Origin of the sequence: Streptomyces sp. NBC_00122 (assembly GCF_045160845.1) — a bacterium.
In the GTDB taxonomy this organism is placed as follows: domain Bacteria; phylum Actinomycetota; class Actinomycetes; order Streptomycetales; family Streptomycetaceae; genus Streptomyces.
This window is the reverse complement of sequence record NZ_CP108191.1, coordinates 2,870,001-2,896,676: the sequence shown is the minus strand read 5'-3', so window position 1 is coordinate 2,896,676 and position 26,676 is coordinate 2,870,001. Positions and strand designations below refer to the sequence as shown.

At 73.7% G+C, this 26,676-nt stretch carries 15 protein-coding genes and 2 tRNA genes (1 of these 17 cut by a window edge); 9 read left to right on the top strand and 8 right to left on the bottom strand.

Features of this window, described 5'->3' with window-relative positions:
- Positions 1 to 119: 119 nt before the first annotated feature.
- From OG737_RS13570 to OG737_RS13560, 3 genes are all read left to right on the top strand, one after another.
- The gene (locus OG737_RS13570; protein WP_405679549.1) at positions 120 to 2,453 is read left to right on the top strand and encodes a DEAD/DEAH box helicase; all 2,334 of its coding nucleotides are present in this window, start codon (positions 120 to 122) and stop codon (positions 2,451 to 2,453) included.
- A 228-nt stretch (positions 2,454 to 2,681) separates the two neighbouring features.
- A tRNA-Lys gene (locus OG737_RS13565) sits at positions 2,682 to 2,754 on the top strand.
- 184 nt (positions 2,755 to 2,938) lie between these two features.
- Positions 2,939 to 4,435 carry a serine/threonine-protein kinase gene (locus tag OG737_RS13560; RefSeq protein WP_328926441.1) on the top strand — a complete coding sequence of 499 codons (1,497 nt, stop codon included), beginning with the start codon at positions 2,939 to 2,941 and terminating at the stop codon, positions 4,433 to 4,435.
- A 56-nt stretch (positions 4,436 to 4,491) separates the two neighbouring features.
- Here the strand turns inward: OG737_RS13560 and OG737_RS13555 are convergent, their stop codons facing one another.
- Positions 4,492 to 5,754, bottom strand: coding sequence for a hypothetical protein (locus OG737_RS13555; protein WP_328926440.1), 1,263 nt, complete (start codon positions 5,752 to 5,754; stop codon positions 4,492 to 4,494).
- Positions 5,755 to 6,079: 325 nt separating this feature from the next.
- On the opposite strand from OG737_RS13555, the gene OG737_RS13550 reads away from it, so the two are divergent.
- Positions 6,080 to 6,153 (top strand) — tRNA-Met (locus OG737_RS13550).
- Positions 6,154 to 6,520: 367 nt separating this feature from the next.
- Positions 6,521 to 7,564, top strand: coding sequence for a M23 family metallopeptidase (locus OG737_RS13545; protein ID WP_405679553.1), 1,044 nt, complete (start codon positions 6,521 to 6,523; stop codon positions 7,562 to 7,564).
- Here the strand turns inward: OG737_RS13545 and OG737_RS13540 are convergent.
- The 4 genes from OG737_RS13540 to OG737_RS13525 form a co-directional block, all read right to left on the bottom strand.
- Positions 7,473 to 8,849, bottom strand: a complete 1,377-nt coding sequence (locus OG737_RS13540; RefSeq protein ID WP_405921557.1) for a PrsW family intramembrane metalloprotease — start codon at positions 8,847 to 8,849, stop codon at positions 7,473 to 7,475. The two genes, OG737_RS13545 and OG737_RS13540, sit on opposite strands and share 92 nt — an antisense overlap.
- Before the next feature lie 43 nt (positions 8,850 to 8,892).
- A complete protein-coding gene (gene trmB / locus OG737_RS13535; protein WP_405679557.1) occupies positions 8,893 to 9,705 on the bottom strand; it encodes a tRNA (guanosine(46)-N7)-methyltransferase TrmB in 813 nt (270 codons plus the stop codon).
- Between the two features lie 80 nt (positions 9,706 to 9,785).
- Positions 9,786 to 11,018: an L-2-hydroxyglutarate oxidase gene (gene lhgO, locus OG737_RS13530; RefSeq protein ID WP_328926439.1), complete on the bottom strand. Its 1,233-nt coding sequence runs from the start codon at positions 11,016 to 11,018 to the stop codon at positions 9,786 to 9,788.
- Positions 11,019 to 11,048: 30 nt separating this feature from the next.
- Positions 11,049 to 12,659, bottom strand: coding sequence for a sporulation protein (locus OG737_RS13525; protein WP_328926438.1), 1,611 nt, complete (start codon positions 12,657 to 12,659; stop codon positions 11,049 to 11,051).
- A 629-nt stretch (positions 12,660 to 13,288) separates the two neighbouring features.
- Between OG737_RS13525 and OG737_RS13520 the strand changes: the two genes are divergently transcribed.
- Positions 13,289 to 15,520 (top strand): asparagine synthase-related protein, encoded by a 2,232-nt coding sequence (locus tag OG737_RS13520; RefSeq protein WP_328926437.1) that lies wholly within the window; start codon positions 13,289 to 13,291, stop codon positions 15,518 to 15,520.
- A gap of 167 nt (positions 15,521 to 15,687) precedes the next feature.
- The gene (locus OG737_RS13515) at positions 15,688 to 18,909 is read left to right on the top strand and encodes an ATP-binding protein (RefSeq protein ID WP_405921556.1); all 3,222 of its coding nucleotides are present in this window, start codon (positions 15,688 to 15,690) and stop codon (positions 18,907 to 18,909) included.
- Here OG737_RS13515 and OG737_RS13510 read toward each other — a convergent pair.
- Complete coding sequence (locus tag OG737_RS13510) at positions 18,896 to 20,938, bottom strand: sigma-70 family RNA polymerase sigma factor (protein ID WP_405921555.1); 2,043 nt, start codon at positions 20,936 to 20,938, stop codon at positions 18,896 to 18,898. The genes OG737_RS13515 and OG737_RS13510 overlap by 14 nt on opposite strands.
- A 136-nt stretch (positions 20,939 to 21,074) precedes the next feature.
- Positions 21,075 to 21,848 (bottom strand): helix-turn-helix domain-containing protein, encoded by a 774-nt coding sequence (locus OG737_RS13505; RefSeq protein ID WP_328926434.1) that lies wholly within the window; start codon positions 21,846 to 21,848, stop codon positions 21,075 to 21,077.
- 339 nt (positions 21,849 to 22,187) lie between these two features.
- Between OG737_RS13505 and OG737_RS13500 the strand changes: the two genes are divergently transcribed.
- The gene (locus OG737_RS13500; RefSeq protein ID WP_328926433.1) at positions 22,188 to 23,606 is read left to right on the top strand and encodes an NAD(P)/FAD-dependent oxidoreductase; all 1,419 of its coding nucleotides are present in this window, start codon (positions 22,188 to 22,190) and stop codon (positions 23,604 to 23,606) included.
- A 135-nt stretch (positions 23,607 to 23,741) separates the two neighbouring features.
- Positions 23,742 to 25,535 (top strand): ATP-binding SpoIIE family protein phosphatase, encoded by a 1,794-nt coding sequence (locus OG737_RS13495; protein ID WP_328930333.1) that lies wholly within the window; start codon positions 23,742 to 23,744, stop codon positions 25,533 to 25,535.
- A 59-nt stretch (positions 25,536 to 25,594) separates the two neighbouring features.
- On the opposite strand, the gene OG737_RS13490 is transcribed toward OG737_RS13495, so the two are convergent.
- A protein-coding gene (locus tag OG737_RS13490; protein WP_405681397.1) for an MFS transporter crosses the window boundary here: on the bottom strand, positions 25,595 to 26,676 show its 3' portion. It continues 208 nt past the right edge of the window; only the last 1,082 of its 1,290 coding nucleotides appear in the window; its start codon lies beyond the right edge, outside the window; it ends in the stop codon at positions 25,595 to 25,597.

Genomic DNA, 26,676 nt, shown 5'->3' with positions numbered 1-26,676 from the left:
CCGAAGAGCGCCGTGTGGCGCGTACTCTCCCTAGCCGTGGCTGACCGCATTGAGGCGGTCGATTTGCGATTCACGGAGTTTGGGCGCGTGCCGAGACTCCGGAAGGTTTCGCATTTCGCATGTCCATTTCCAGTTCTGACCGTGCCGTCATGCCCGAGAACGACTCCCACGAGATCGTCGACGCCGTTGAGACCCTTGTGGTCGACGAGGCGATCGAGGCTCTTGAGGCAGACGTGACGATCAACGAGTCCGACGAGTTCAACGACTCCGTCGACTCCACCGACGACTTCGACGGCGACGACGACGCCGAGCCCACGATCACCTTCGGCGACCTCGGTCTGCCCGACGGCATCGTGCGCAAGCTCGCGCAGAACGGCGTCACCGCCCCCTTCCCGATCCAGGCCGCGACCATCCCGGACGCCCTGGCCGGCAAGGACATCCTCGGCCGTGGCCGCACCGGCTCCGGCAAGACCCTCTCCTTCGGTCTGCCGACCCTGGCCCGCCTGGCCGGTGGCCACACCGAGAAGAAGAAGCCCCGCGCGATCATCCTCACGCCGACCCGTGAGCTCGCGATGCAGGTCGCGGACGCCCTCCAGCCCTACGGCGACGTGCTCGGCCTGAAGATGAAGGTCGTCTGCGGCGGTACCTCCATGAGCAACCAGATCTACGCCCTGGAGCGCGGTGTCGACGTCCTCGTCGCCACCCCGGGCCGTCTGCGCGACATCATCAACCGTGGCGCCTGCTCCCTGGAGAACGTCGAGGTCGCGGTCCTCGACGAGGCCGACCAGATGGCCGACCTGGGCTTCCTGCCCGAGGTCACCGAGCTGCTCGACCAGGTCCCGGCCGGCGGCCAGCGCATGCTCTTCTCCGCCACCATGGAGAACGAGATCGGCACCCTGGTCAAGCGCTACCTGTCCAACCCCGTCACGCACGAGGTCGACAGCGCGCAGGGCAACGTCACGACCATGACGCACCACGTCCTCGTCGTGAAGCCGAAGGACAAGGCGCCGGTCACGGCCGCCATCGCCGCCCGCAAGGGCCGCACCATCATCTTCGTCCGCACCCAGCTGGGCGCCGACCGCATCGCCGAGCAGCTCGTCGAGGCCGGCGTGAAGGCCGACGCGCTGCACGGCGGCATGACGCAGGGCGCCCGTACCCGCGTCCTCGCCGACTTCAAGGACGGCTACGTCAACGCGCTCGTCGCCACCGACGTCGCCGCCCGCGGCATCCACGTCGACGGCATCGACCTGGTCCTGAACGTGGACCCGGCCGGCGACCACAAGGACTACCTGCACCGCTCGGGCCGTACGGCGCGAGCCGGCAAGTCCGGTGTCGTGGTCTCCCTGGCCCTGCCGCACCAGCGCCGCCAGATCTTCCGCCTGATGGAGGACGCGGGCGTCGACGCCTCGCGCCACATCGTCCAGGGCGCCGGCGCCTTCGAGCCGGAGGTCGCCGAGATCACCGGTGCGCGTTCGCTGACCGAGGTCCAGGCCGACTCCGCGAACAACGCCGCCAAGCAGGCCGAGCGCGAGGTCGCCGAGCTCACCAAGCAGCTGGAGCGTCTGACCCGCCGCGCCGGCGAGCTGCGCGAGGAGGCCGACCGCCTGGTCGCCCGCTCCGCGCGTGAGCGTGGCGAGGACCCGGAGGCCGCTGTCGCCGAGGTGGCCGAGGCCGCCGAGGCCGAGGTCGCGGCTGCTGCCGCCGCCGCTGCCGCCGAGCTGGCCGCGCAGGAGCGCCGCGAGGAGCAGCGCGCCCAGCGCGACGACCGCGGCAACTTCGAGCGCCGTGACAACCGCGGTGGCGACCGTGGCGGTGACCGTGGCGGCTTCCGCCGTGACGACCGCGGTGGCGACCGTGGCGGTGACCGTGGCGGCTTCCGCCGTGACGACCGCGGTGACCGTGGTGGCGACCGTGGCGGCTTCCGCCGTGACGACCGTCCGTCGGGTGGCTTCCGTTCCGGTGGCGACCGTCCGTCCGGTGGTGGCTTCCGTTCCGGTGGCGACCGTCCGTCCGGTGGCTTCAACCGTGACGACCGTGGTGGCGACCGTGGCGGCTTCCGCCGTGACGACCGTCCGTCGGGTGGCTTCCGTTCCGGTGGCGACCGTCCGTCCGGTGGTGGCTTCCGTTCCGGTGGCGACCGTCCGTCCGGTGGCTTCAACCGTGACGACCGCGGTGACCGTGGTGGCGACCGTGGCGGCTTCCGCCGCGACGACCGTCCGTCCGGTGGCTTCAACCGCGACGACCGCCCCTCCGGCGGCTTCCGCTCCGGCGGCGGCGACCGTCCGTTCAACCGCGACCGTCGTGACGACCGTCCGTCCGGTGGCTTCCGCTCCGGCGGCGCCGGCGACCGTCCGTACGGCCGCCGCGACGACCACCGCCCGTCGGGCTCCGGTTCCACTGGCTCCTTCGGCGGCCGCCGCGACGACAAGCCGCGCTGGAAGCGCAACGGCTGATCCCAGCTGAGCTGAACCCCTGACAGGGCCCCCACGACACGGTCGTGGGGGCCCTGTCGCGTGGTGCCGCGTACGGAGTTCGCACGAGGCGGGCCCGAAGGGCGTGATGCTCCTGGAGGCCGTCGTCCCGGGCGGGACGGCCCAGCCGCTGACGTCGACAGGCCGGTCAGCCGATACCCGATCGGCTGACGGGCGCTGTCCGGCTATGCTCTGGGGTGAGCACCTGGAGGGCCATTAGCTCAATTGGCAGAGCAGCGGACTTTTAATCCGTTGGTTGTCGGTTCGAGTCCGACATGGCCTACCGCTCACAGGCGGGGGGTTGACCCCTCTGACCTGGCGCTGAGCGCCCCATCCGGTTCCGGCCGGTGGGGCGCTCAGTCGTTTTTGGATCCTCGTGCCGTTCACACTCTGGGCAGGAGTGGGCATCTGACCTTTAATCAGGATCAGGCGGGCCCCGGGGAGGGGGCTTCGGCGGAGGAGGTGCCGTGGAAGAGCTGGAACCGGGGGATCCCAGGAAGTTGGGCAGGTACCGCATCGTCGCTCGGCTCGGATCGGGCGGGATGGGCCGCGTCTACCTGGCGCGGTCGGTGAGCGGACGGGCGTTGGCGGTCAAGGTCGTACGGGCGGAACTCGCCGAAGACCCGGAGTTCCGGCGGCGCTTCGCACGGGAGGTCGAGGCCGCCCGGCGGGTGACGGGATTCTTCACCGCCGCGGTCGTCGACGCCGACCTGGAGGGGACGCCGGCCTGGCTGGCCACGGCCTACGTGGAGGGGATGTCGCTCCAGCAGGCCGTACACGCCCACGGCGCGTGGCCGCAGCGGTCCGTGCTCGCCCTGGGGACGGGACTGGGCGAGGCGTTGGAGGCCATCCACCGGGCCGGGCTGGTGCACAGGGACCTGAAGCCCTCGAACGTCCTGCTGGCCGCCGACGGTCCGAGGGTGATCGACTTCGGCATATCCGTCGGGTCCGATCTGAGCGCGGTGACCCAGACGGCCGCGGCGATCGGCACTCCCGGTTTCATGTCGCCGGAGCAGGTCAGGGGCGAGCCGGTCGGGCCGGCCGCGGACGTCTTCGCGCTGGGCGGCGTACTCGCGTACGCGGCGACCGGGGCCGGTCCGTTCGGGACCGGATCGGCGCACGTGGTGAACTTCCGCGCGGTCTACGAGGAGCCCGATCTCACGGGGCTGCCGCCCGGCCTGGAAGTGATCGGCCGGTGTCTGGTCAAGGAACCCGGGCTGAGGCCCACGGTGTCCGAGGTGGTGTCGGAACTCGCCCAGGCGCTCGGGACGGGCGACAGCGAAGTGACCCCGACCGTGACCGCGACCGCCATCCTGACCGAGAGGCAATGGCTTCCCGAGGCCGTGGCCGTCGCCCTGCCCACGGACGTGACCGAGCCGCAGCCGCCACGCGCGGGGGCGGACGAGCCCGGCACCACGGTGGTGTCGGACGACGCGCAGAACGCGCCGGCGCCGAGCCCGACCGAGGTCTGGCTCACCCCGGGAGCCACGGCCTTCCTCGACCAGCTCCAGGCCACGCGCGACGCGGGCGGCCCGGTGCAGGACTTCCTGCTGAACGGCGGAGCGGTGCTGCCGGTCGCCGATTTCCCGGCGCTGGTGTCGTACCTGCGCTCCGAGGACATGGAAGAGGAGGCCCACACGCTCCTCGTCGGAGGCGCGCAGCGCCGGAACGCGTCCGACGTCGCGGTGCTGGTCGACACCTTGAGAGGTGCGGGAGCCATGGCCCGCGTATCCGCCGCGGGCGACTCGGCGGCGGTGGTCCGGTTCTGTGCCCAGCGCATGACCAGCGACCTGATCAGGATCCTCGACGACCTGGACTGGCTGGGGAGGGCTCCGCTGAAGGGCGAGGTGATCCGGGCCGCGGCGCGCCACCGCTTCCCCGGCAGGCTGGATCTGCTGATCACCGAACTGAGGGAAGCCGGGCGCCAACAGGACGCCGACGAGGTGGAGCGGCAGCGCCGGTAGCCGAAGCGCCCCACCCGACGTCATCGGGTGGGGCGCTTCGGCTTACGGGGTACCGGTCAGGCCGAGAGGCCGCGGCGGCGACGGGCACCGAGCCAGGCGACGGCCGCACCGAGGGTGACCAGGGCGGCCGCGAGGCCGGCGTACAGGCCCGTGCCCGAGCCCGCGCCGGTGCTGGCGAGCGAGCCGGTGGCCGAACCCGTGGTGGTCACGTTGGTGTTGCCCGAGGTGACGGCGGCCGAGGAGGTGGCCGCGGCCGGCTTGACCGTGGTGGTGGACGAGGTCTTGGAGGGCGTGGTGGACGGGGTCGGGCTCGGGGTGGGCTGCGTCTCCACGATCGGGGAGAGCGGGAACTTCACGGAGCCGAAGTTGAACGGCCAGGTGTTGCCCTTGGTCAGCGAGACCTCGACCGACATCGTGACGGTGGTCTTCTGCTTGAGCTTGGTGTCCTTGCCGAGGCTGACCCGCAGCGGCAGGGTGCGGATGCCGGACGCGGCGCTGAAGCCCTTGGGGATCTCGGGCAGCGCGTACTGGCCGTCCTTGGCCGTCAGGTCCTGCCAGCGGCCGTCGACCATGGCCTGCAGCCGGAAGTCGGCCTTCTCCTCGCCCGGGTGCGTCAGGCTCAGGGTGCTCGCCAGCGCGGAGTCGAAGGAACCGTCGCCGGTGGCCTGGTAGTTCAGGTCCAGGTACGCGCGCTGCTCCTGGCCGTCCTTGCCGGAGCTGATCTGCTTGAACGAGGTCTTCAGGGCGCCCGCCTTGATCTGCGGGTCGACCTTGAACACGCGGGAGCCCTTGGCGGAGGGGTCCACGGAGTTGTTGTAGCTGTCGGCGGTGAACTTGAAGTCCCCGTCGTTGGTCGGGTAGTTCGCGCCGAGACCGAGGGTGACCTTCCAGGTCATCTTGCCGTTCGCGGGGATGTCGAAGCCGTGCGAGGCGTCCGGCCCGGAGGCCGCCGGGTAGAACAGGCCCTGCCACTCGCCGTCCTGCTGGCCGATCGAGAACTTGGTCGCCGGGGCGTCCACCGCGTCGACCTTGAAGACGACGGCGTCGTGCTCCAGCGGGCTCGGGCCGGTCGGGTTCAGGAGCATCCACGGGTTGTACGTGACGGGCTTGCCGGTCGGGTTCTTCACCGTGAGGTCGAAGGTCTCGGTGGCGCCGCCGCGGCTCAGCGGACCGCTGGGGACGGGAGCGCCCATCTCCGTACGCAGCACGGCGTGGTCGTCGGCGGTGGGTGCGGCGGACGCTGCGGTGGCCGAGAGCGGCAGCAGAGTGGTGACAACGCCGGCGACGACTGCGATGGCGGCTGCGGTGCGAACGGACATGGTGGACTCCCCCCAGGAATCACAGGGGCATCGGCAGAGCGCCGAGCCGTTGGTGTGGTTGCTGTCGCCCGGCCGGTCCGTGTTCCCCCCTGGCCTTGGCGACAGGTGAATCCTCGCCCGGATCCGATCCCGGAACCATCCCTGAAGTGTCACCGGCGTGCAACAGAGATGATCTTCGTTGACGGGCCCCCGATCCCGGCCCGTTCCGGGTCCCGCGGAAGTCCGGTTTCAGGGCTCTGACCTGTGGTGATGTGGGTCTTTGAGGTGGGTTGGCGATTAATTGGCGGAGCCCTCCCCCCGGATGGCGTAGAGTTGTGTTTACCGACGCGGGGTGGAGCAGCTCGGTAGCTCGCTGGGCTCATAACCCAGAGGTCGCAGGTTCAAATCCTGTCCCCGCTACTCAGTACGAAGGCCCGGTTCCCTTGGGAACCGGGCCTTCGTCGTGTTCCGGCCTGCCGGCCGACGGCGCGCAGGACTGTGTGTAATTGAAAGAATGCTCTCCGCAAGGAAACTGACGACTCGTCATGCCCGGCGTGTGGCCGGAGAGGTGGGGAGTCGCTTGATTTTTGCCCGACTTGATCCGCTTTTGCTGCGGAAAGGCGTGGCCAAGACTCATCGGTGAGTGGCCGATTGGTACGAACGATCAAGCGCAACAGCTTGGAATCACTCCCCCGCGTCTATTACCTTTCGATAACGCAGCGCGGTCGTCCCAGCCGTCGCAAGAGATGGCGCCCTGCGCGTGCGTGTCAACGAGGAGTGTGCCCCGGTGGCCTCCAACTTGCCTGCCCCTGAAGGCACCGAGATCCAGGAGCCGCCCACCGCGGGTGCCTGGGGCGAGTGGAATCCCACCGAGGATTCGGTCCGTCCGGTCCGCGGCAAGCACCGGGTGGCCAAGCAGCGCGGCGGACTCGCGCGCAGCTCCACCGTGCTGGGCGTCGGTGTCATCGCGGCGGTCGGCGCGGGCGGCATCGCCACCGCGCAGGACCGCCCCCAAGTCGCGATATCCCTGCCGTCGCTGCCCGACCTGATGCCCGACGGCGCCGACGGCGGGTTCACCGCGGACGACGTCCGCCAGGCGGAGGACGCTTCCGGGGAGGCGGCCGGGGCGGCCGCGAGGAACGGGATCATCCCCCAGCAGTCCGACCGGAGCGCGGACGCCGGTGAGGTGCTGCGCAACCGCATCCTCCAGCAGGCCGACTCCCAGCACGCCGCCGCGGCGGCGCAGGCGCAGGCGGAGGCCGAGCGGGCCGCCCGCGAGACCGCCGCCCAGGAGGCCAAGGCCAAGGTGGACGCCGCGCGCAAGGTGGCCGAGGAAGCTGCGGCGCAGGCCGAGGCGAAGGCGGCGCAGGAGGCCGAGGAGGCCCGGAAGGCCGCCGAGGCCAAGGCCGAGCAGGAGCGCGTCGCCAAACTGGCCGGGAGCTACTCCCTGCCCACCTCCGCCTACACCCTCACCTCGCACTACGGCGACTCCGGCTCCATGTGGTCCTCCGGCTACCACACGGGCCTCGACTTCGCCGCTCCCACCGGCACCCCGGCCAAGGCCGTGGCCGCCGGGAAGATCGCCTCGGCCGGCTGGTCCGGCGCGTACGGCTACCGGATCGTGCTGCAGCTGGATGACGGTACGGAGGTCTGGTACTGCCACCTCTCCTCGATGTCGGTGACCTCCGGCACGGTCGCTCCCGGCGAGACCATCGGCCGCGTCGGCGCCACCGGCAACGTCACCGGACCCCATCTCCACCTGGAAGTCCGCAAGGGCGGCTCGACGATCGACCCGCTGCCGTGGCTGACCTCCAAGGGCCTTGACGTCTAGGCGACGGAGACGGCCTGGGCGCCGGTACGCCGGCCAGCGCCTCGGCGGGTGCGGCGCCGCGGTACGGCCCGCGGTCCAGCGGGTCGAACCAGGGCGGAAGCAGCTCCTCCATGACCGCCGCCCGGGCCAGCGCGGGGCCCGCCGTCGCCCGGCGCTGCCAGAGGCTGCGGAGCAGCTCCCGCTCCCGGCCGGCGAAATCCGGCTCGCGCACCGGGCCGCCCCGGCGCGCCCGGTTGCGCAGCAGCGCCAGGGCCGCCGCGTCCGCCTCGTACAGGGCGACCGCCCGCCCGGCGGCCCGGCCACCGCTGCGCCGGGCCAGGCTGCGGGCCAGCGACCGGGCCGGCATCGAGGCCAGGGCCGGGACCTCGGCCGGACCGAGCCAGCCGGCGGCCGCGTACAGCGCGAGCTCCCCGGCGACGGCCCGCAACCGGCGTCGCCTTATCCGGACCGCCAGCCACAGCAGCACCCCGAACGCCGGGACCATCACGCAGCCGTAGACCACGTAGAACCCGGACTCCCCGAACTGGGAGGCGCTGTTCCACAGCGCGTGCATGGTCATGGCGAGCGCCAGGCCGAGCAGCGGCAAACCGATCCTGCGCACCCGGCGGGCGCTGACCGCGGCCGCGCCGAAACCGAGCCCGGTGAGCACGGTGAACAGCGGATGCGCGAACGGCGACAGCACCACCCGTACGAAGAACGTCGCCGCCGTCACCGAGTCCAGGACGCCGGTGCCTTCGGCCACGTCCTCACCGAAGGCGTTGCCCAGGTAGAGGATGTTCTCGGTGAAGGCGAAGCCGGTGGCGGTGAAGCCGGCCACCACGAAGCCGTCGGCGGGGCCGGTGAAATGCCGTCTGCGGAAGACGAAGACGAGGAGCAGGGCCGCCGCCTTGGCACACTCCTCCACCACGGGGGCGATCGCCACCGAGCCGAGGGCGTCGGCATCGGCGGGGTCGGCCGTGGCCGCGGCTATCCACTCGGTGGCGAAGCTGTTGGCCAGTATGGCGATCAGCGCGGCCGTGCAGGCGCCCCAGCCGAAGCAGAACAGCAGCTGGAGCCAGGGCGCGGGCGCGGCCCGGCCGACCCACCGGAAGGCCGCCATGAGGGGCGCCACCGGTAGCAGGGCCAGGCCGAGGCCTACGAAGAAGCCTGCTGTGCCCGTCTGTTCCCGTACGAGTTCGAGGATCGTGATCCCCGTGCCGGCGAGCAGGACGACGAGCACGCACACGCGGACCGTGCCCGACGGGCGTGCGAGCCGGGCGAGCTGAGGGCGGAGCGCTCGGAACACATGATGACCCTACCGAGTCGTTCCGACACGTGGAGTGACGTTGTCAGTTCTCGGTGCGACGGAAGAGCAAGTCGTGTACGACATGGCCCTTGTCGAGGCCTTGGCCCTCGAAGCGGGTGAGCGGACGGAAGTCGGGGCGCGGGGAGTAGCCGCCGTGGCTCTGCGTGTTCTCGAAGTCCGGGTGGGCGGTGAGGACTTCGAGCATCTGCTCGGCGTACGGCTCCCAGTCGGTCGCGCAGTGCAGCACGGCCCCGGGGGCCAGGCGGGTCGCGGCCAGGGTGAGGAACTCGGGCTGGATCAGCCGGCGCTTGTGGTGGCGGGCCTTGGGCCACGGGTCCGGGAAGTAGACGCGGATCCCGGCGAGCGAGTCGGGCGGCAGCATCTCGCGCAGCAGGATGATCGCATCGCCGTTGGCCACGCGGACGTTGGTCATGCCGCCGCGCTCCGCGAGGGCGAGGAGGTTGCCCTGGCCGGGGGTGTGCACGTCGGCGGCGAGGATGCCGGTGGCGGGGTCGGCGGCGGCCATCTGCGCGGTGGCCTCGCCCATGCCGAAGCCGATCTCCAGGACGACGGGGAGGCCGCCGAAGAGGGCCTCCAGGTCGATGACCTCGTGGCCGTCGATGTCGAGGCCCCAGGTGCCCCACAGGCGCTTCAGGGCTTCGCCCTGGCCGGTGGTGACCCTGCTGCGCCGGGGCTGGAAGCTCCGGATGCGCCGCTCGTGGTGCGAGCCGGCCGGGTCCGGCGACGGCCCGTCGGGGAACCGGGGCTCGGTCCGCCACTTGGGAGGCACGTACGAGGTCGCCTCCGGAGCGGCGTCCGGGAGGCTGGGCGGCTGGGGGTTTCGGGACTCAGACACAATGCGCTGATTCTACGACGGGGGCCGGGGTCGGGTCTCGGCTGCGCCGGGCCGCCCCGTGGCGCACGGCGGGGACCCGGTCAGGAGGTGCGCAGGGTGGCCAGGGCGCGGGTGGCGATCTCGCGGCCGATCGGGAGCGAGGCGGTCGCGGCCGGCGACGGGGCGTTGAGGACGTGCACCGTCCGCGGGGCGTCCCGGATCAGGAAGTCATCCACCAAGGTCCCGTCCCGCAGGACGGCCTGTGCGCGGACCCCGGCCGCGGCGGGTCTCAGATCGGCGGGGGTGACGGCCGGCAGCAGGCGGCGTACCGCCCGGGTAAAGGCCTGCTTCGACAGCGAGCGGTGGATCTCACCGGCCCCGTACCGCCAGTGCCGCGCGGCCATCCGCCAGGATCCCGGCCAGGACAGCTCGGAGCCGATGTCGCGCGGCCGGACCGTGGACCAGGCGTACCCCTCGCGGGCCAGGGCGGGCACGGCGTTGGGGCCGACGTGGACGCCGCCCCCGATGCCCCGGGTCAGGTGGACCCCGAGGAAGGGGAAGGCCGGGTCGGGGACCGGGTAGACCAGCCCGCGGACCAGCTCGGGGCGGGCCAGGTCGTAGTACTCGCCGCGGAACGGGATGATCCGCATCCCGGGGTCGTCACCGGCCAGGCGGGCGATCCGGTCGCACTGCAGGCCCGCGCAGTTCACCAGGACCCGGGCCCGGACCACCAGGCCGGAGGTGGTGCGCACCGCCACGGCGGAGGGGCGGCGGGAGATCAGGTCCACCGCGCCGCCGTAGACGATCTCGGCGCCCGAGGACTCCGCGAGCTGGGCGGTCACTTCGCCGAAGTCCGCGATGCCGGTGCTGGCCACGTGGATCGCGGCCAGGCCCCGCACCTGCGGTTCGTACTCCGCGATCTGGGCCGGGCCCAGCTCGCGCACCGCAATGCCGTTCTCCCGGCCCCGCTGGACCAGGGCGTGCAGCCGCGGCAGCTCCTCGCGCCCGGTGGCGACGATCAGCTTGCCCGTCACCTCGTGCGCGATCCCGTGTTCCGCGCAGAACTTGACCATCTCGGCGGCGCCGCGCACCGCGAAGCGCGCCTTGAGCGATCCGGGGCGGTAGTAGATGCCGCTGTGGATCACCCCGCTGTTGCGGCCCGTCTGGTGCCGGGCCGGACCGGTCTCCTTCTCCAGGACCACCACCCGGGTCCCGGGGGCCAGGCGCGACAGGGCGTGCGCCGTCGACAGGCCGACGATTCCGCCGCCGATCACCAGCACATCGCAGTCCACGCCACCGCCCACGCCGACACCTCCCACCCCTGCATACTGCACCCCGCCACCGACAACGCGGCCGGACAGGCCCTACGCCGGCGCCACCAGCAGCGGCCGGGCCCGCTCGCGCAGCTCCGCGACGCGCGGCTCGTCCCCGTACGGTTCCAGGCGGTGCAGCAGGTCCCGCACGTATTCGGTCGTCCGCGCCGAGGAGATCCGGCCCGCCACCTCGACCGCCCGGGTGCCTGCCGCGCAGGCCGCGTCGAGGTTGCCCGACTCCAGCTCGGCGACCGCGCTCACCACCAGGCGCAGCCCGTGCGACCGTACGTACTCCTCGGTGGGCCGGGACAGGGCCTGCTCGGTGAAGCGCCGGACCTGCCGCGGCAGTTTGAGGTCCCGGTAGCATTCTGCCGCATCCGCCGCGAAACGGTCGTACGAGTAGAAACCGAGCCAGGTCGGGTCCGGATCGCCGTCCCGGGCGCGTTCGAGCCAGCCCTCGGCCGCCCGCAGCGCGGCGCCCGCGGCGGCCGAGTCGCCCGCCTTCGCGTGCGCCCGGGCCTCGACGAGGCGGAAGAAGCTCATGGTGCGGGCCGTGGCCAGGCCCCGGTTGCGTTCGACGGCCGCCTGCGCGAGGTCCACGCCCTCGTCCGGGAAGTCCCGGTAGGTCGCCTGCAGGGACATCGAGGCCAGCACGTAACCGCCGAGGGGTACGTCCGCGGCCGCGCGGGAGAGGCGCAGCGCCTGGATGTAGTAGCGCTGGGCCGCCTCCTGCTGGCCGGTGTCGAAGGCCATCCATCCGGCGAGCCGGGTCAGTTCGGCAGTCGCGCCGAACAGGGCGCGGCCCACCTCGTCGCTGTAGGAGCCGAGCAGCAGGGGCGTCGCGTCCACCCGCAGGCACTCGGGCACCATCGACGAACGCCAGTCCCCTCCGCCGTACTTGGAGTCCCAGCGGCGGGCGTCCTCGGCGGCCTCGCGCAGCTTCGTCACGTCGCTGTGGCCCACGCGCTGGACGTGGTCGCGCAGCGTTTCGGGGCCGGTCTGGGCGGGCACAACGGTGGACGGCGGAGCGGGCAGACTGCCCGCCGCCCCCGTCACGGGCCCTGTCGTCGGGCCGGTCGCGGGGCCGACCACCGGTGCGTCGTGCGGCGGCGCGTCGTGAGCCGTGGGCGCCAGGCCCGTGGGCGTCTGAGCCGAGGGGGTCTGGACCGATGTGCCGGGGACCGTCGGCTCGCGTGCCACCGAACCGTCGGCGGGAGATATCAGCCAGCGCGAGACGGGCGTCGCGTACGCCGCCACCGAGAACGAACCGGCGAGCGACTGCCAGATCCCGCCACCGCCGCGCCGGCCCGCCAGGTCGAGCCGGTAGAGGTCGGTAGCCGACCGCACCGACGCGCCCACGTCACGCGGGAAGGCCAGGCCGACCTCGGGCGCGGGGTCCGCGTCCGCCAGGCCGATCTCGTGCAGGGGCACGGGCCGCCCCAGCTTCGCGCCGATGGCGGCCGCGATCAGATGCGGGGCGGCGCCCTGCGGCACCATCCCCTTCGACACCCACCGGGCCACCGACGTCTTGTCGTACCGAAGCGTCAGGCCGCGCTGCGCGCCGAGGTCGTTGACCCGCCGGGCCAGCCCGGCGTTGCTGATGCCCGCGAGGGCGAGGACGGCGCCGAGCTTCTCATTGGGCTCGCGGAGCTCCCTGGACATGCGCCACCCCTCGTCACACGCGGAACGCATACGCCGCCGGGGCATAGGCGCCCGGCATTTCGTAAACCCAGCGTAGTTCCCCGCCTCCCAAGCGTTAAGGCCCCGACTTCCGTATGGCGGGATTGTTGTCCGTTTGCACAGTCCGGTCCGGACCTGTGCTCGGGGCGCACGTGTCATCGCGTGCTCCGTCCGTGTGGCCGTGCGCCCGCCCGTGCGCTCTGGCCGGTCGGGGGGCCCGGCGATTCGATGTGCGGTGCGTGGGTCGGCCCGCTGCGCGGATCGGGCGGGCCGGGGGATGCCGCCACCTCAATCCCCGCGGGTGGCGGGACGGTCCGGGGGGTGGATTCCGCCTCCCGTACCGCGCCCGCGCACCGGCGGCCGATGGCCTCCGGCGGCTCTCAGTACGGCCGAAGAATGGCCGAAAGTGACCTATGGGGCGAGTGGAACGGAACGCCAAATACCGCGTGGCGGGGGCGTGTTCGTTTGCATGCGCGCCCCCTTTGACCCTCTCGCACGCCTCTCCCGTGGCAGCATGGACCCGAGCCATCCGGGGTCCCGCCGGCCGCGCCCTCAGCGCCGACCGTGCTGCCCGTGCCCCGGTCATGTGCCCACAGGCTGGGGAGGCGGCGGTGCGCTGGTTGGTGGGTTGGAGCAGTATCGCCGCGAGCTTCGGCACGGCCGGCCGCGTCTTCGGCCAGGGCGGTTACGGACAAGGCGGCTACGACGAGGGCGGCGCGCCCCTGCACGGTGGCATCGCGGACGCCGCCCACCCGGGCGATCCCGGCGTGGACGCCGAGCGCACCGTCCACCCCGTCGGCGCCCAACTGCTCTGGGGCGACCCCGACCCGCTCTGGGCCGTCGGCGACTGGCGCCCCGACGAGATCCGCACCCTCACCGCGGACCCGGCCGATCCCTTCACCCGGCTCGCCGTCCTCGGCTGCTGCGGCGCGACCGACGCCGAACTGCGCCGCGCGCTCTACGCCGCCCGCGGCGGGGCCCTGCGCCACCTCACCCAGTGGCCCGGCAGCTACACCGCCGTCGTCCAGGCCGGCCGCCGGATCACCGTCGTCGGCGACCTCGCGGGCGCGCGGCCCGTCTTCTACACCCCCTGGGCCAGCGGCACGGCGTACGCCACCGCCGCCCTCCCGCTCGCCGACCTCATCGAGGCGCAGCTCGACATCGGTCATCTCGCCGCCCTGTTGGCCTGCCCCGACAGCCCGGAGGCACTGGGCGACGGCACACCGTACGCCGGTGTCCGCCGCATCCCGCCCGGGCACGCGCTCATCCTGCGCGAGGGCTCCCGCGAGATCACCGGCTACGAGGCGGTCGCCTCGCTCGCGGTGGCCGCCCCCGAGTCCGAACCCGAGCGCGCGGTGGAGGGCGTACGGGAAGCTTTGGTGGATGCCGTGCGCGCCCGGCTCACGGCGCCCCGCCATGCCCCCGACACGTTGCCGCCGTACGATCCCGGCCCCGTGCCCGGCATGGGCCCCGCCGACCGGCGCGCGGCCCGCGGCGCCCCGGCCCCGGGGGTGGGCGCCGACCTCTCCGGCGGCAGCGCCTCCGCGACCCTGGCCCTGCTCGCGGCCGGCCTGCCCGGAGCCCCGGGCAGCCTCGCCGGCCAGGGCGGGGCCCGGCTGCTGGCGGTCACCTTCAACGACCTGGCCACCCCGCAGGGCCGCGAACCGGAACTGGAGCGGGCCCGGGCCATCGCGGCCGACCCCCGCCTGCACCACGTCGTGGTGGCCGCCGCCGAGGAAGCCCTCCCGTACGCCGAACTCGACGGCCCGCTCACCGACGAACCCGGACCGTCCCTCGTCTTCGCCGCCCGCGAGCGGCGCCGGCTGGCCGCCGGCTCGGCCGACCACTTCACCGGCCACGGCGCCCGCCAGGTCCTCGACGCGCACCCGGCCCGCATGGCCGACCTCCTGATGGACCGCCGCCGCCGCCACCTCCTGCGCCCGGTGGCCGCCCTGGCCCGTTCGGCCTCCGCCTCCGGAGCTTCCGGGGAGTCCCTGCTGGTGCCGCTGACCGTGTACTCCGCAGCCCGCAGACTCGCCCGTACGCCGTACCGCACGGGCATGGAGGCCGCCGCGGCCAGACTCCGCGAGGGCGGGGTCACCGATCGCGTCTCCGGTCCGGTGGACGCTTCCCTCGCCGCCCTGACCTGGTCCCGGCCGGGACCGGCGGCGGGCTGGCTGACGGGCGAGGCACTGGCGGAAGTATCGATCCGTCTCACGGCCGCCGCCGGCCGCCCTCCGCTGTCGCTGCGGCCGGGGGAGGCCCGCGCCCGCGCGCTGCTCGCCCGCCACGCCGCGGACCACCGGGTCTTCGAGCAGGCCGTGGAGGTCCGCAGCCAGCGCCTGCACGCCCCCTTCCTGGACAACCAGGTCGTACGGGCCGCCCGCGCCCTCCCCGAATCCCTGCGCGTCCAGCCCGGGGCCCGGGCCGCGATCCTGCGCAGCGTCCTGTCCTCGGCCGGTGTACGGGAACTCCCGCCGGGCTGGGGTGTCACGGCCCACGCCCCCAATGAGACGGCCACCCGGCTGGGGCTGCGGGCGGCCCTGACCGAGCTGCTGTCGCTGTTCGCCTCGCCGCTGCTGGCGGACGCCGGGCTGATCGACGCCCGCGTCGTCCAACAGGCCCTGCTCGACGCGGCGGACGGCCGCCCGGTCCCGCTGGACGGGCTGGCGGAACTCGTCTCGATGGAGCTGTGGCTGCACCGCCTCCTGGCCCGCCGCGGCACCTGCTGGACCGGCACGTCCACGGCCCGCCGCCGCGCGGTCCCGGCTCCGCCCCTCGACGCGCCGCTCGCGCGGCTCGGCCCCGGAGGGGCTCCCCGCCCGCTGCGCAGCGGCTCCTGACACCGCGCCTCGCCGCCCCGGACTCCGGCCGCCTCCGCCCGCGGCCGGTTCCACGGGCCCCGGCCGCGTGCCTCCGATCAGGCGCGGCCCCGTACCGGCGGACCCGGGCCACGCGCACCGGCCGGGAAATCGCTGCCACCCGCCGCCGGACCAGGCAGAATTGGCCGGTGCGGTATCTCATACTTGGCGCCACCGAGGCGCGCGACGAGACCGGCGCCCCCCTCCCCGTCGGCGGCGCCCGCCTGCGCGCTCTCCTCGCCGCCCTCGCCCTCCGCGGCGGCGGCCGGGCCTCCGTAACCGACCTCGTAGACGAGGTCTGGGGCGACGATCCGCCCCACGACGCCCCCGCCGCCCTCCAGGCGCTCGTCGCGCGGCTCCGCCGCGCCCTCGGCGGCCGGGACTCCGTCCACGCCGACCCCGTCGGCGGCTACCGCCTCGCCGCCGCCCGCGAGGACATCGACCTGCACCGGTTCACCCGGCTCGCCGCCCAAGGCGGCCGACAGCTCGCCACCGACCCCGCTGCCGCCGCCGACACCCTGCGCACCGCCCTGGCCCTGTGGCGCGGACCGGCCCTCGCCGACCTGCCCGAGCCCGCCCGCGCCGCCCACGCGGCCGCCCCCGAAGCGCACCGCACCGCCGCCGTCCGCGACCGGATCGATGCCGAGCTCCGCAGCGGCTCCGCCGACCCGGCGTCCCTCCTCCCGGAGATCGAGGCGCTGATCCAGGAGCGCCCGTACGACGAGCCCCTGCGCGCCCAGCAGCTCCGCGCCCTGCGCGCGGCCGGCCGCCCCGCCGACGCCCTCGCCGCGTACGAGCGCACCCGCCGCGCCCTCGCCGACGGTCTCGGCACCGACCCCGGGCCCGAACTCACCGCCCTGCACGCGGAGCTGCTCCGGCCCGCGCCGCAGGTGCCCGCCGGCAACCTCCGCCCCCGCCTCACCTCCTTCGTAGGCCGCGAGCCCGAACTCGCCTCCCTGCACACCGACCTGGCCCGCCTGCGCCTCATCACCCTCACCGGACCGGGCGGATCCGGAAAGACCCGGCTCGCCGAGCACGCGGCCTGGGCCCATCCCGAACCCGGCTGGCTCGTCGAGCTCGCCCGCCTCGACCACCCCGCGGCCGTACCCGGCGCCGTCCTCAGCGCCCTGGGCCTGCGCGAGAACACCCTGGTCGGCCGTGAGAAGACCACCGCCGACGACCCCACCGCCCAACTCGTCGAGCACTGCGCGCAGCGCCGCCTGCTCCTCGTCCTCGACAACTGCGAACACGTCATCGGCGCCGCCGCCGGGCTGGCCGAGGAGATCCTCACCCACTGCCCCGGTGTCCGGATCCTGGCCACCAGTCGCGAACCCCTCGGCGTGCCGGGTGAAACCGTCCGGCCCGTCGACCCGCTCCCGCCCGACCCCGCGCACCGGCTCTTCGCCGACCGCGCCGCCGCCGTCCGTCCCGGTTTCACCCCCGCCGCGGACCCGGAGGCCGTCGCCGAGATCTGCGCCCGCCTCGACGGTCTCCCGCTCGCGATCGAGCTGGCCGCGGCCCGGCTGCGGCTGCTCACCCCGCGCCAGATCGCCGACCGCCTCGACGACCGCTTCCGGCTCCTGACCAGCGGCGCCCGGACCCTCCTGCCGCGACAGCAGACCCTGCGCGCCGTCGTCGACTGGTCCTGGGACCTGCTCGACGAGCCGGAGCGGGCGGTGCTGCGCCGCCTGTCCGTCTTCGCCGGCGGCTGCGACCTGCCGGCCGCCGAAGCCGTCTGCGCCGACGGAGACGCCGACGGAGACCGAGACGCCGACGCCGACGGCCGCGGCCCCGACGTCCCCCACGTCCTGGGCTCCCTCGTCGACAAGTCCCTCGTCCTGGCCGAACCGGGCCCCGAGCCCGGCGACGGCATGCGCTACCGGATGCTGGAGACCATCCACGAGTACGCCGCCGAGCGCGCGGACGCGCACCCCGCCGACCGCGCCGCCGCCGCCCACCGCCACGCCGCGCACTTCCTGTCCCTCGCCGAGGAGGCGGAACCCCTCCTGCGGTCCGCCGCCCAGCTCCCCTGGATCCGCCGCGTCGAGACCGAGCTCGACAACCTCCGCGCCGCGCTCCTCCACACCACCGCCGCTGCCGGGGCCACCGGGTGCGCCCAGCGCCTCGCGCTCGCCCTCGGCTGGTTCTGGTGGCTGCGCAACTACCGCACCGAGGGCGCCGAATGGGCCGAGCGCGTCCTGGCCGTCACCTCCGCCGAGCAGCCCGAGGGCACGCCCGAGTACTGGCGTTTCATGCGCCTGCGGCTCCTGCACCTCATCCTGCTCGGCGACGGCCGCTCGCCCGAGGAGTTCGGCACCCCGCAGAACGTCGCGCTCGCCGCCGAGATGCGGCGGGTGTTCGCGGCCGGCGGCCCCGAGGCTGCCCGGTTCCCCGGCATGCTCTGGCCGATGACGTCCTTCCTCACCGGCGGCACCATCGACTTCCGCGCCGGGCTGGAGATGACCGTCGCCAACTGCCGCCGCCACGGCGGCGACTGGGAGCTGGGCGTCACCCTCATGCTCCGCACCCATGTGGCCATCGACATCACCGGAGGCCTGCCCGCCGTCGACACCGACCTCGCCGAACTGCACGAGATCGCCCGCCGGGTCGGTGACCGCTGGACCCGCGGCCAGGTCGCCAGCGCCGCCGGCGAGGTGGCGCTCTCCCGCGGCCGCTACGACCAGGCCCGCGCCGAGTACGAGGAGTGCCTGCGCCTGGCCCGCGAGGTCGGCGCCCACACCGAGGCGCCCTTCGCCCTCGCCCGCCTCGCGGAGGGCGCCTTCTGCGCCGGGAACTTCGACGAGTCCGAGCGCCTGGTGGCGCAGGCCCACGGCGAAGCCGAACAGTACGCGCACGGCGGCATCTACGACATCCAGGCCTACGGCGGCCTCCTCACCGCGCTGCTCGCCCTCGTACGCGGGGACAGCGGCGGGGCCCGCTCCGCCTGCGAACGCGCCCGGACCGCGGCCGGCAAGATCACGGTGCCCCCGCAGCTCACCGCCGGGCTCGACAACATCGAAGCCGTCCTCACCGCCGGCGAACACGGCCCGGAGGCCGGCCTCGCCAAGCTCGGGCCGGCCCTGGCCGTCGCCGTCGCCGCGCACTGCGCCGAGCGCGTCCTGGCCTCGCTCACCGAGACCGCGGCCGTGCTGCTGGCCGCCGCCGACCGTGCCGCGGAGGCCGTACGGCTGCTCGCGGCGGCCACCGCCTGGCGCGCGGGCCACCCGCGCTCGGTCCCGGAACAGGCCGCCGTCGACGCACTCCCGGACGACACCCGCGCCGTGCTGGGCCCCGACCGCTACAAGGAGGAGGAAGCGGTGGGCGCCGCACTCTCCCCGGCCGAGGTCGTCACCCTCCTCACCGGCAGCTGATCACGGCGTCGGCCCAGCTCGCCAGGGACGGCAGACTGCCCTGGCCGGCCTGCTCCACCACCAGCCGCAGCGTCTTGCGCCCGGCCAGCGGGACGTCGACGGCGGCGGCAGGGTCCTCGTAGCCGAGCGCGCCCGACCGCCACAGCCGCTGCCCGTCGGCGTACACGGAGAACCGCACCGTGCCGTCGGTGAGCAGCGACAGCCCGTCCACCCCGGCCCGCGCCGAGAAGGCCGTGCACTGCCGGTTGAGGGTGATCTCCACGGACGAACGGGAGTTCACGGTGATCCCCTGCCCGAACCGCCGGTCGCCCACCTCCAGGCCCCAGCGCTGCCACACCCAGCTGCTGCGCCAGGTCTGGAGCTCCGGGCCGCTGTGGTCCCCGTACGCCGACTGGCCGAGCCGGGCCAGCTGGAACCCCTGCGGCGGCGTCGGCGGAGGCACCGGTGCGGGGGTGGGCTTCGCCGAGGTCCGGCTCGGAGCCGGGGTCGGCGAGGGCTTCTCCTCGCTGGGCGAGGGAGACGGCGACGGCGAGGGCCGAGCGGGCGCGGGCGCGGCAGGCGTGGCGGGCGTGGCGGGCGCCGGACTCGGCGGAGGTACGGAGCCCCGCGCGGGCGGCGGCTCCGCCCCGGGCGGGCTCGGCTCCGGCTCGGGCGGAGCGGGCGAGGCGGGCGCGTCGGGCACCACCGGAGCCGCCACGCCCGGCACGGGCTTCGCCTGGGCTTGCGGTGCGGTGTCGTCCCCGGACAGTGCGAACACCACACCGGCGGCCGCGGCGACCGCGATCCCGGCGGCGATGGCGGCCTTGGCCGACAGCCCCAGCCCCTCGGCGGCCACGGCGCCGCCGACCCCGGACCCCGTACCGGCCCCACCGGCAGCCCCGCCCGCGGCCCCCGCACCACCGGCAGCGCCCGCCCCAGCGGCCCCACCGGCAGCCCCGGCGCCCGCAGTCCCGGCCCCGGCAGCCCCGGCCCCCGCGGTCGACCCGCCGACGGCGGCCGCGGCGACCCCGGCTCCACCCGCGGCGACGGCACCACCGGCCACCACCCCCGCGGCCTTGGCCGCGTACCCGGCGGCGAACCACCCGATGACGGCGACCGGAAGCAGCGCGGGAATGCCCGCGTTGACGTCCCGGAGCTCCCCGGCGGCCAGCCGGCACTTCGCGCACTCCTCCAGGTGCCCCCGCAGCCCCCGCTCCGCCCGCATCCGCAGCCCGCCGCGCGCGTAGGCGCCCAGCCGGTCCGCGTACCGTGCGCAGTCGCCGCCCGCACTCAGCGCCGAACTCACATGGGCCTGCAGATAAGCCTGCTTGAGCCCCTCACGGGCGCGACTGGCCAGCACCGCCGTCGCGTTGGCGCTCAGCCCGAACAGCGGCGCGATCGCGCTCGGCGAGGCCTCCTCCACGGTGGTGTGCCACAGCACGGCCTGCCACCGCTCGGGCAGACTCCGGAAGGCCTGCATGGCGAGGGACTGCTCGGCCTCGTGCATCGCCCGGACGTCCGCGCCCAGTTCGAGGGTGTCGTCCCCGGACAGGCCCGACAGGCGGGACAGCCCGGCCCCGCCCTCCGTACCTGTAGCCGCCCGCTCGGCGAAGACGGCGAAGTCCTCGACGAGATGCTCCCGCCTCGCGGTCTTCGTCCAGGCCGCGGCGACCCTGCGCACGGTGGTCAGCAGGTAGGCCCGTACCGACTGGTCCGGCCCGGCTCCGCCCCGTACCGCCTGCAGCGTCCGCGTGAACACCTCGGCGGTCAGGTCGTCGGCAGTGTGCGCGTCCCGGCAGCAGGACCGCGCGTAGCGGCGTACGGAATCGGCGTGCCGACGGAACAGTTCCTCGTACGCGCCGTCGTCGCCACCCCGCATCCGGGCGATCAGGTCCCCGTCGGACGGGGGCAGTTCGGCTCCGGTGCCGGCCGAGGCGCGGTGCCGGCCCCGCGGTTCGCGCTGGGCGGGTACCTGGCGTGCGGGCAGGCTGTCCGTTTCGGCCTCGCCACCGGTACCACCGAGTGGCCCTTCCCGCCCGTCAACGCTCATCGCGGAAGCCCCCGCACGACACACTCAACCGGTACACCGATCAAGCGTGTCACACGGGTGCCACGCGTCGAACCCTTTTGCACACCAGCCACCCATCCGGGGACAGTCCGGTGAAATCCCGCACTGCCACCCGGAATCACACCGTGCGGGACCGCAGCCCTTCGAGCAGGATGTCGAGCAGCCGGGTCGAAGCCGCCGCCTGCTGCGCCGGGTCGGGCAGCGCGGGCGCCGCGGTGGCGATCACGAGCAGCACATCGGCCACCGTGACGTCGGTCCGCAGCTCACCGGCCTCCCGGGCACGGTCCACCAGCCGGCCGACGACCTCCAGCAGCGCACCGGCACCCGAGTCGTCCGACGGCTCGTCCTCGATCGCCGGACGGGCGCCCACGACGCGCAGCTCGGGAGCCCCGCTCGCCGAGACGGCCTGGCGCTGGTGCGGAACCCGCGCCGCCCCGGACTCCTCGACGCCGTCCTCGACCGCCGAGCCCACCCGGAGCACCTGCGGAGGCAGTAGCCGCCCGGCACCCGAGGCCACGGAGGTGCGCAGGAAGCGCGACAGCGCCTGCCACGGCTCCTCCTCCTGGCCCAGCGCGGCCTTGGCCTGCTCGGTCAGCCGGGCGGTCTCTTCCTCGGCTATTCGGCGGACCAGGACGTCCTTGCTCGGGAAGCGCCGGTACACCGTGCCGACGCCGACGCGCGCGCGTCGCGCCACGTCTTCCATCGGGGCCCCGTAGCCCAGTTCGCCGAAGACCTCGCGGGCCGCGCGCAGGACGTGCTCCAGATTGCGCTGGGCGTCGACGCGCAGCGGCGTGGACCGCCCCACGCCGTGCGTGGTGCCGCCCGCGAGACCGCGACCGTTGGTCTCGACCGAGAGTGCGGTCGCAGAACCATGGAAATCGGAAATGTTCATATGTTTCCCCCGGTAATCATTTGTCTCCCCCCGGAGACACTCCCCGCCTTCACGTCGAGGGGGCCACGGTCAGGTGGCCCGGTCTTACTCCTCGACGAGATACGAACATAGTTGAGCCAGAGTCAATTCAGAAGGGGCAGCCCCGGACGGAGCACCGCCCGATCGGAGCATTCACCCCCACTTTTCCGTTACACCTCCTCGGAATCACCCCTTACGCGCGCTCTGACCTGCGAATCTCCACCTCTCTCCAAGGTCCCCTTCGACCCCGTCCCAGCACTACCTCCGGTCACACAATCTGTCGGGGCTGTGGACAAACTCCCGGCCACGTTGCGTCATGGGATGGTGAAGGCTGCTAACTCCCGAGGCACGGACCCCGGTACCCCGCCCCGCACCCGCATCCTGGTCGTCGGCGGCGGCTACGTCGGCATGTACACATCGCTCAGGCTCCAGAGAAAGCTGAGAGCCGACGAAGCCGAGGTCACGGTGGTCACCCCCGAGCCCTACATGACCTACCAGCCCTTCCTCCCCGAAGCAGCCGCGGGCTCGATCTCCCCCCGCCACGTCGTGGTCCCGCTCCGCCGGGTCCTCGGCAAGTGCCGCATCGTCATCGGCGAGGCCCAGCGCATCGACCACGCCAAACGGACGGCGACCGTCACCACCCTCGCCACCGAGGAGGAAGGCGCCGGCCCCGTCGAGATCGAGTACGACGAACTCGTGCTCGCCCCCGGCTCCATCTCCCGCACCCTCCCCATCCCGGGACTCGCCGACTACGCCATCGGATTCAAGACCGTGGAAGAGGCCATCGGCCTGCGCAACCACGTCATCGAACAGATGGACATCGCCTCCTCCACCCGCGACCCCGCCATCCGCGACGCCGCCCTCACCTTCGTCTTCGTCGGCGGCGGCTACGCGGGCGTCGAAGCCCTCGCCGAACTGGAGGACATGGCCCGCTACGCCGCGCGGTACTACCACAACGTCAAGGCCGAGGACATGAAGTGGGTCCTGGTCGAGGCCAGCGACCGGATCCTCCCCGAGGTCGGCCCCGAGATGGGCGTCTACACGGTCCGCGAACTGCGCCGCCGGGGCATCGACGTCCGCCTGGAGACCCGGCTCGAATCCTGCGAGAACCGCGTCGCCGTCCTCAGCGACGGCGCGCGCTTCCCCACCCGCACCGTCGTGTGGACCGCGGGAGTCAAACCGCACCCGATCCTGACCGCCTCCGACCTGCCGAAGAACGAGCGCGGCCGCCTGGCCTGCACATCCTTCCTCACCGTCGAGGGCGTCGAGCATGCCTGGGCCGCCGGCGACGCGGCGGCCGTCCCCGACATCACCGCGGCGCAGCCGGGCCGCGAATGCGCCCCCAACGCCCAGCACGCGGTCCGCCAGGCCAAGGTCCTCGCCGACAACCTCATCGCCGCCCTGCGCGACGAAGTCCTCACCGAGTACGCCCACAAGTACGTCGGCTCCGTCGCCTCCCTCGGCCTCCACAAGGGCGTCGCACACATCTACGGCCGCAAGCTCAAGGGCTACCCGGCCTGGCTCATGCACCGCACATACCACCTCAGCCGCGTCCCCACGTTCAACCGCAAGATGCGCGTTCTCGCCGAATGGACCCTCTCCGGTCTTTTCAAGCGGGAGATCGTCTCCCTAGGCTCACTCGAACACCCCAGGGCAGAATTCGAACTCGCCGCAGGAGGCGGCCCCAAGGAACCCCCGCCGAACCCCGCCCCCAACCCCCCGCAGGACAGCCAGGGCTGACGTTGTCAGTGCGGTCGGCCACACTGGACGTGTGACCATAGGTGGGCTCACACCTGCACAGAGTGACAACGTCCCGTCAGTGACCGACCACCAGCGACACAGCGACCACTTGCGACACCACGAGGCTTGAACGCAGTGAACTTCACGCGCTGGAGCGCCCGGTTTCCCGGAACGCAGCGCCGCGCCGCCGCCCGGACCGAACACGCCGCCGCCCAGGCCAAGCGGGGTGAAGGCTCCGTCCCGGCAGCCCGCGGCGGCCGCGCCGACCCCGGAACCGAGCGGCCCGCGCCCGCCGCGGACGGCAGCCCCGCCGACCCCACGGTCTGCGGCACCGGCAGCGGATCCGGCACCACCCCGGCCGTCGCCCCCGTGCCGCGTACGGGCGTCGTCGCCGCGTTGCCCACCCCCGACGAGCTCTCCGTGCGCGAGGTCCTCGGCCGGCTGCCGGCCCTGGTCGCCCTCGTCCACGGACCCGAGCACCGCGTCGCCTACGTCAACGACGCCTACACCGCCGGCTTCGGTGCCCGCACGCCCGGCGACCCCGCCCACGAGGCCCTTCCCGAGCTCGGCGAGCTCGGCCTGCTCCCCCTCCTCGACCAGGTCCAGCGCAGTGGCCGGCCCCGTACCGCCAAGAACCGCACGACACCCGGCGGCACCAGCTCGTACACCGTCACCTGCACCCCGGTGGAGTTCCCCCGGTCGGCCCCCGGGCGGGACCCCGACCCGGACCCCGACCACACCGGGATCCTGATCCACCTCGCCGACGTCACCGACCACGCCGAGGCCGTCGAACGCCTGCGCGCGAGCGAGCGCCGTCAGCGCGAGGCCGCCGTCACCCTCCAGCGCTCCCTCCTCCCGCAGGAACTCGAACAGCCCGACGACCTGCGCGTCGCCGCCACTTACCAGCCCGGCGGCACCGAGGCGGCCGTCGGCGGCGACTGGTACGACGTCATCACCCTCGGCGCCGGCCGCACCGCCCTCGTCATCGGCGACGTCATGGGCCGCGGGGTCCGCGCCGCCGCCGTCATGGGCCAGCTCCGTACGGCCGTCCGCGCGTACGCGCGCCTCGACCTGCCCCCGCACGAGGTGCTCCAGCTCCTCGACGGCCTCGCCGCCGAGATCGACGCCAGCCAGATCGCCACCTGCGTCTACGCCGTCCACGACCCCAACGAGGGCCTGCTCGCGTACGCCTCCGCCGGCCACCTCCCGATCCTGGTCCGCGACGAGGACGGCACCGTCCGCAGAGCCGCCGACCCCACCGGCCCGCCGCTCGGCACCGGCGGCTGGCTCCACACCTCCGGCACCATCGCCCTGGGCCCCGGCTCCACCGCCGTCCTCTACACCGACGGCCTGGTCGAGCGCCGCGGCGAGGACATCGACGAAGGCGTCGCCGCCCTGGAGCGCGCCCTCTCCGGTGCCCAGGGCACCCCGGCCGTCATCTGCGACCGCCTGATGCGCGCCCTCGGCGTGGACGCCGACCACGACGACGACGTCGCCGTGATGGTCCTCCAGCAGCCCGCCCGCACCGGCGCCGACGCCGAGCTCTTCCACAACGCCGCCCTGGAACTCCTCGGTGGCATCGAGGCCGCCCCGCGCGCCCGCGCCTTCGCCCAGGGAGTCCTCGCCTCCTGGCGCTTCCCGGTCGAGCTGTGCGACCTCGGCGTACTGGCCGCGAGCGAGCTCGTCGCGAACTCCCTCCAGCACGGCACCCCGCCCATGCGCCTGCGGCTGCGCCGCACCGACCGCCGACTGATCATCGAGGTCACCGACGGGGACGACCACCTCCCGCGCCGCCGCCGCGCCGAACCGGCCGACGAGACCGGCCGCGGCATCTCGATCGTCGCCACCATCGCCTCGTCCTGGGGCTCCCGCCGCACGCCGGGCGGCGGCAAGGCCGTGTGGTGCGAGTTCGCGCTGCCGGAGAAGTAGCCGGGATGGACGGAAGGCCCCGGTCCACAGGACCGGGGCCTTCCGCCTATCCGTACTACTTACACGCCCACGGGCTCGGAGACCTTGGCCGACGCGGCCGCAGGCCCCTGGGCCACGACCCTGCTCACCGACGACGGGTTGTCCTGCACCGGGCTCAGCTGCTTGCCGAGCCGCAGCGCGAGCCAGGAGATACCGAGCGACACGAGCAGGAAGGTCCCGATGTAGAGCATCGGAACGCCCGCACCCAGCGGTACTCCGAGCGGCCCCAGCGCCAGCGCCATCTGCTTGACCAGCGCGAAGGCCGAGTTGTACTGGCCCACGGAGCCCTCCGGAGCCAGGTCTGCCACCAGCGGTGCCAGGGTCGGCGACAGCATGGCCTCGCCGATGCCGAAGAGCGCGTACGTGGTGATGAACGCGGCGGCGGCCATCATCGCGCTGCCGTGCCCCAGCCCCGAGAACCCGGCGATGACCCACGCCACGGTCCAGATCAGCCCGACCAGCGCGATCACCCGGGACCGGCGGCGCTTCTCGACCAGCCTCAGCACGACGAACTGCGCCACGACGATCGCACCGGTGTTGGCGGCGAGTGCGAAGCCCAGCGTCGAGGGGGAGATCCCGGCGGCCTCGGTACCGAAGGCGGCCAGACCCGACTCGAACTGTCCGTAGCAGGCGAAGAAGAGGACGAAGCCCAGGACGCACAACTGCACCATGGCCTTGTGCCGCAGCAGCCGCTTCCACGCGCCGCCGCCGGCCTGGGACGGGTCCTTCGGTACGGCGTCCTTGATGCTCGGCACGCGCGGCAGGCGCACGGTGAGGATGATCCCCGCCAGCACCAGGAACATCACGGCCTCGATGCCGAACAGCAGGGTGAAGCTGCCGGGCCGGCTCTCGTCGACGATCTGGCCGCCGATGAGACCGCCGATGCCCAGGCCCAGGTTCTGCATGAAGAACTGCATGGCGAAGGCACGCGTCCGGGTGGACGGCGTGGAGCACCACACGATCATCGTGGCGAGGGCCGGCTGCATCACGGCCTGCCCGGCGCCGAGCGTCAGGGCCGACAGCAGGATCGGCACGATGCCGGTGGAGAGCCCGAGGGAGAGCGCGCCCACCGAAGCGGCGACGGCCGCACCGATGACCACGG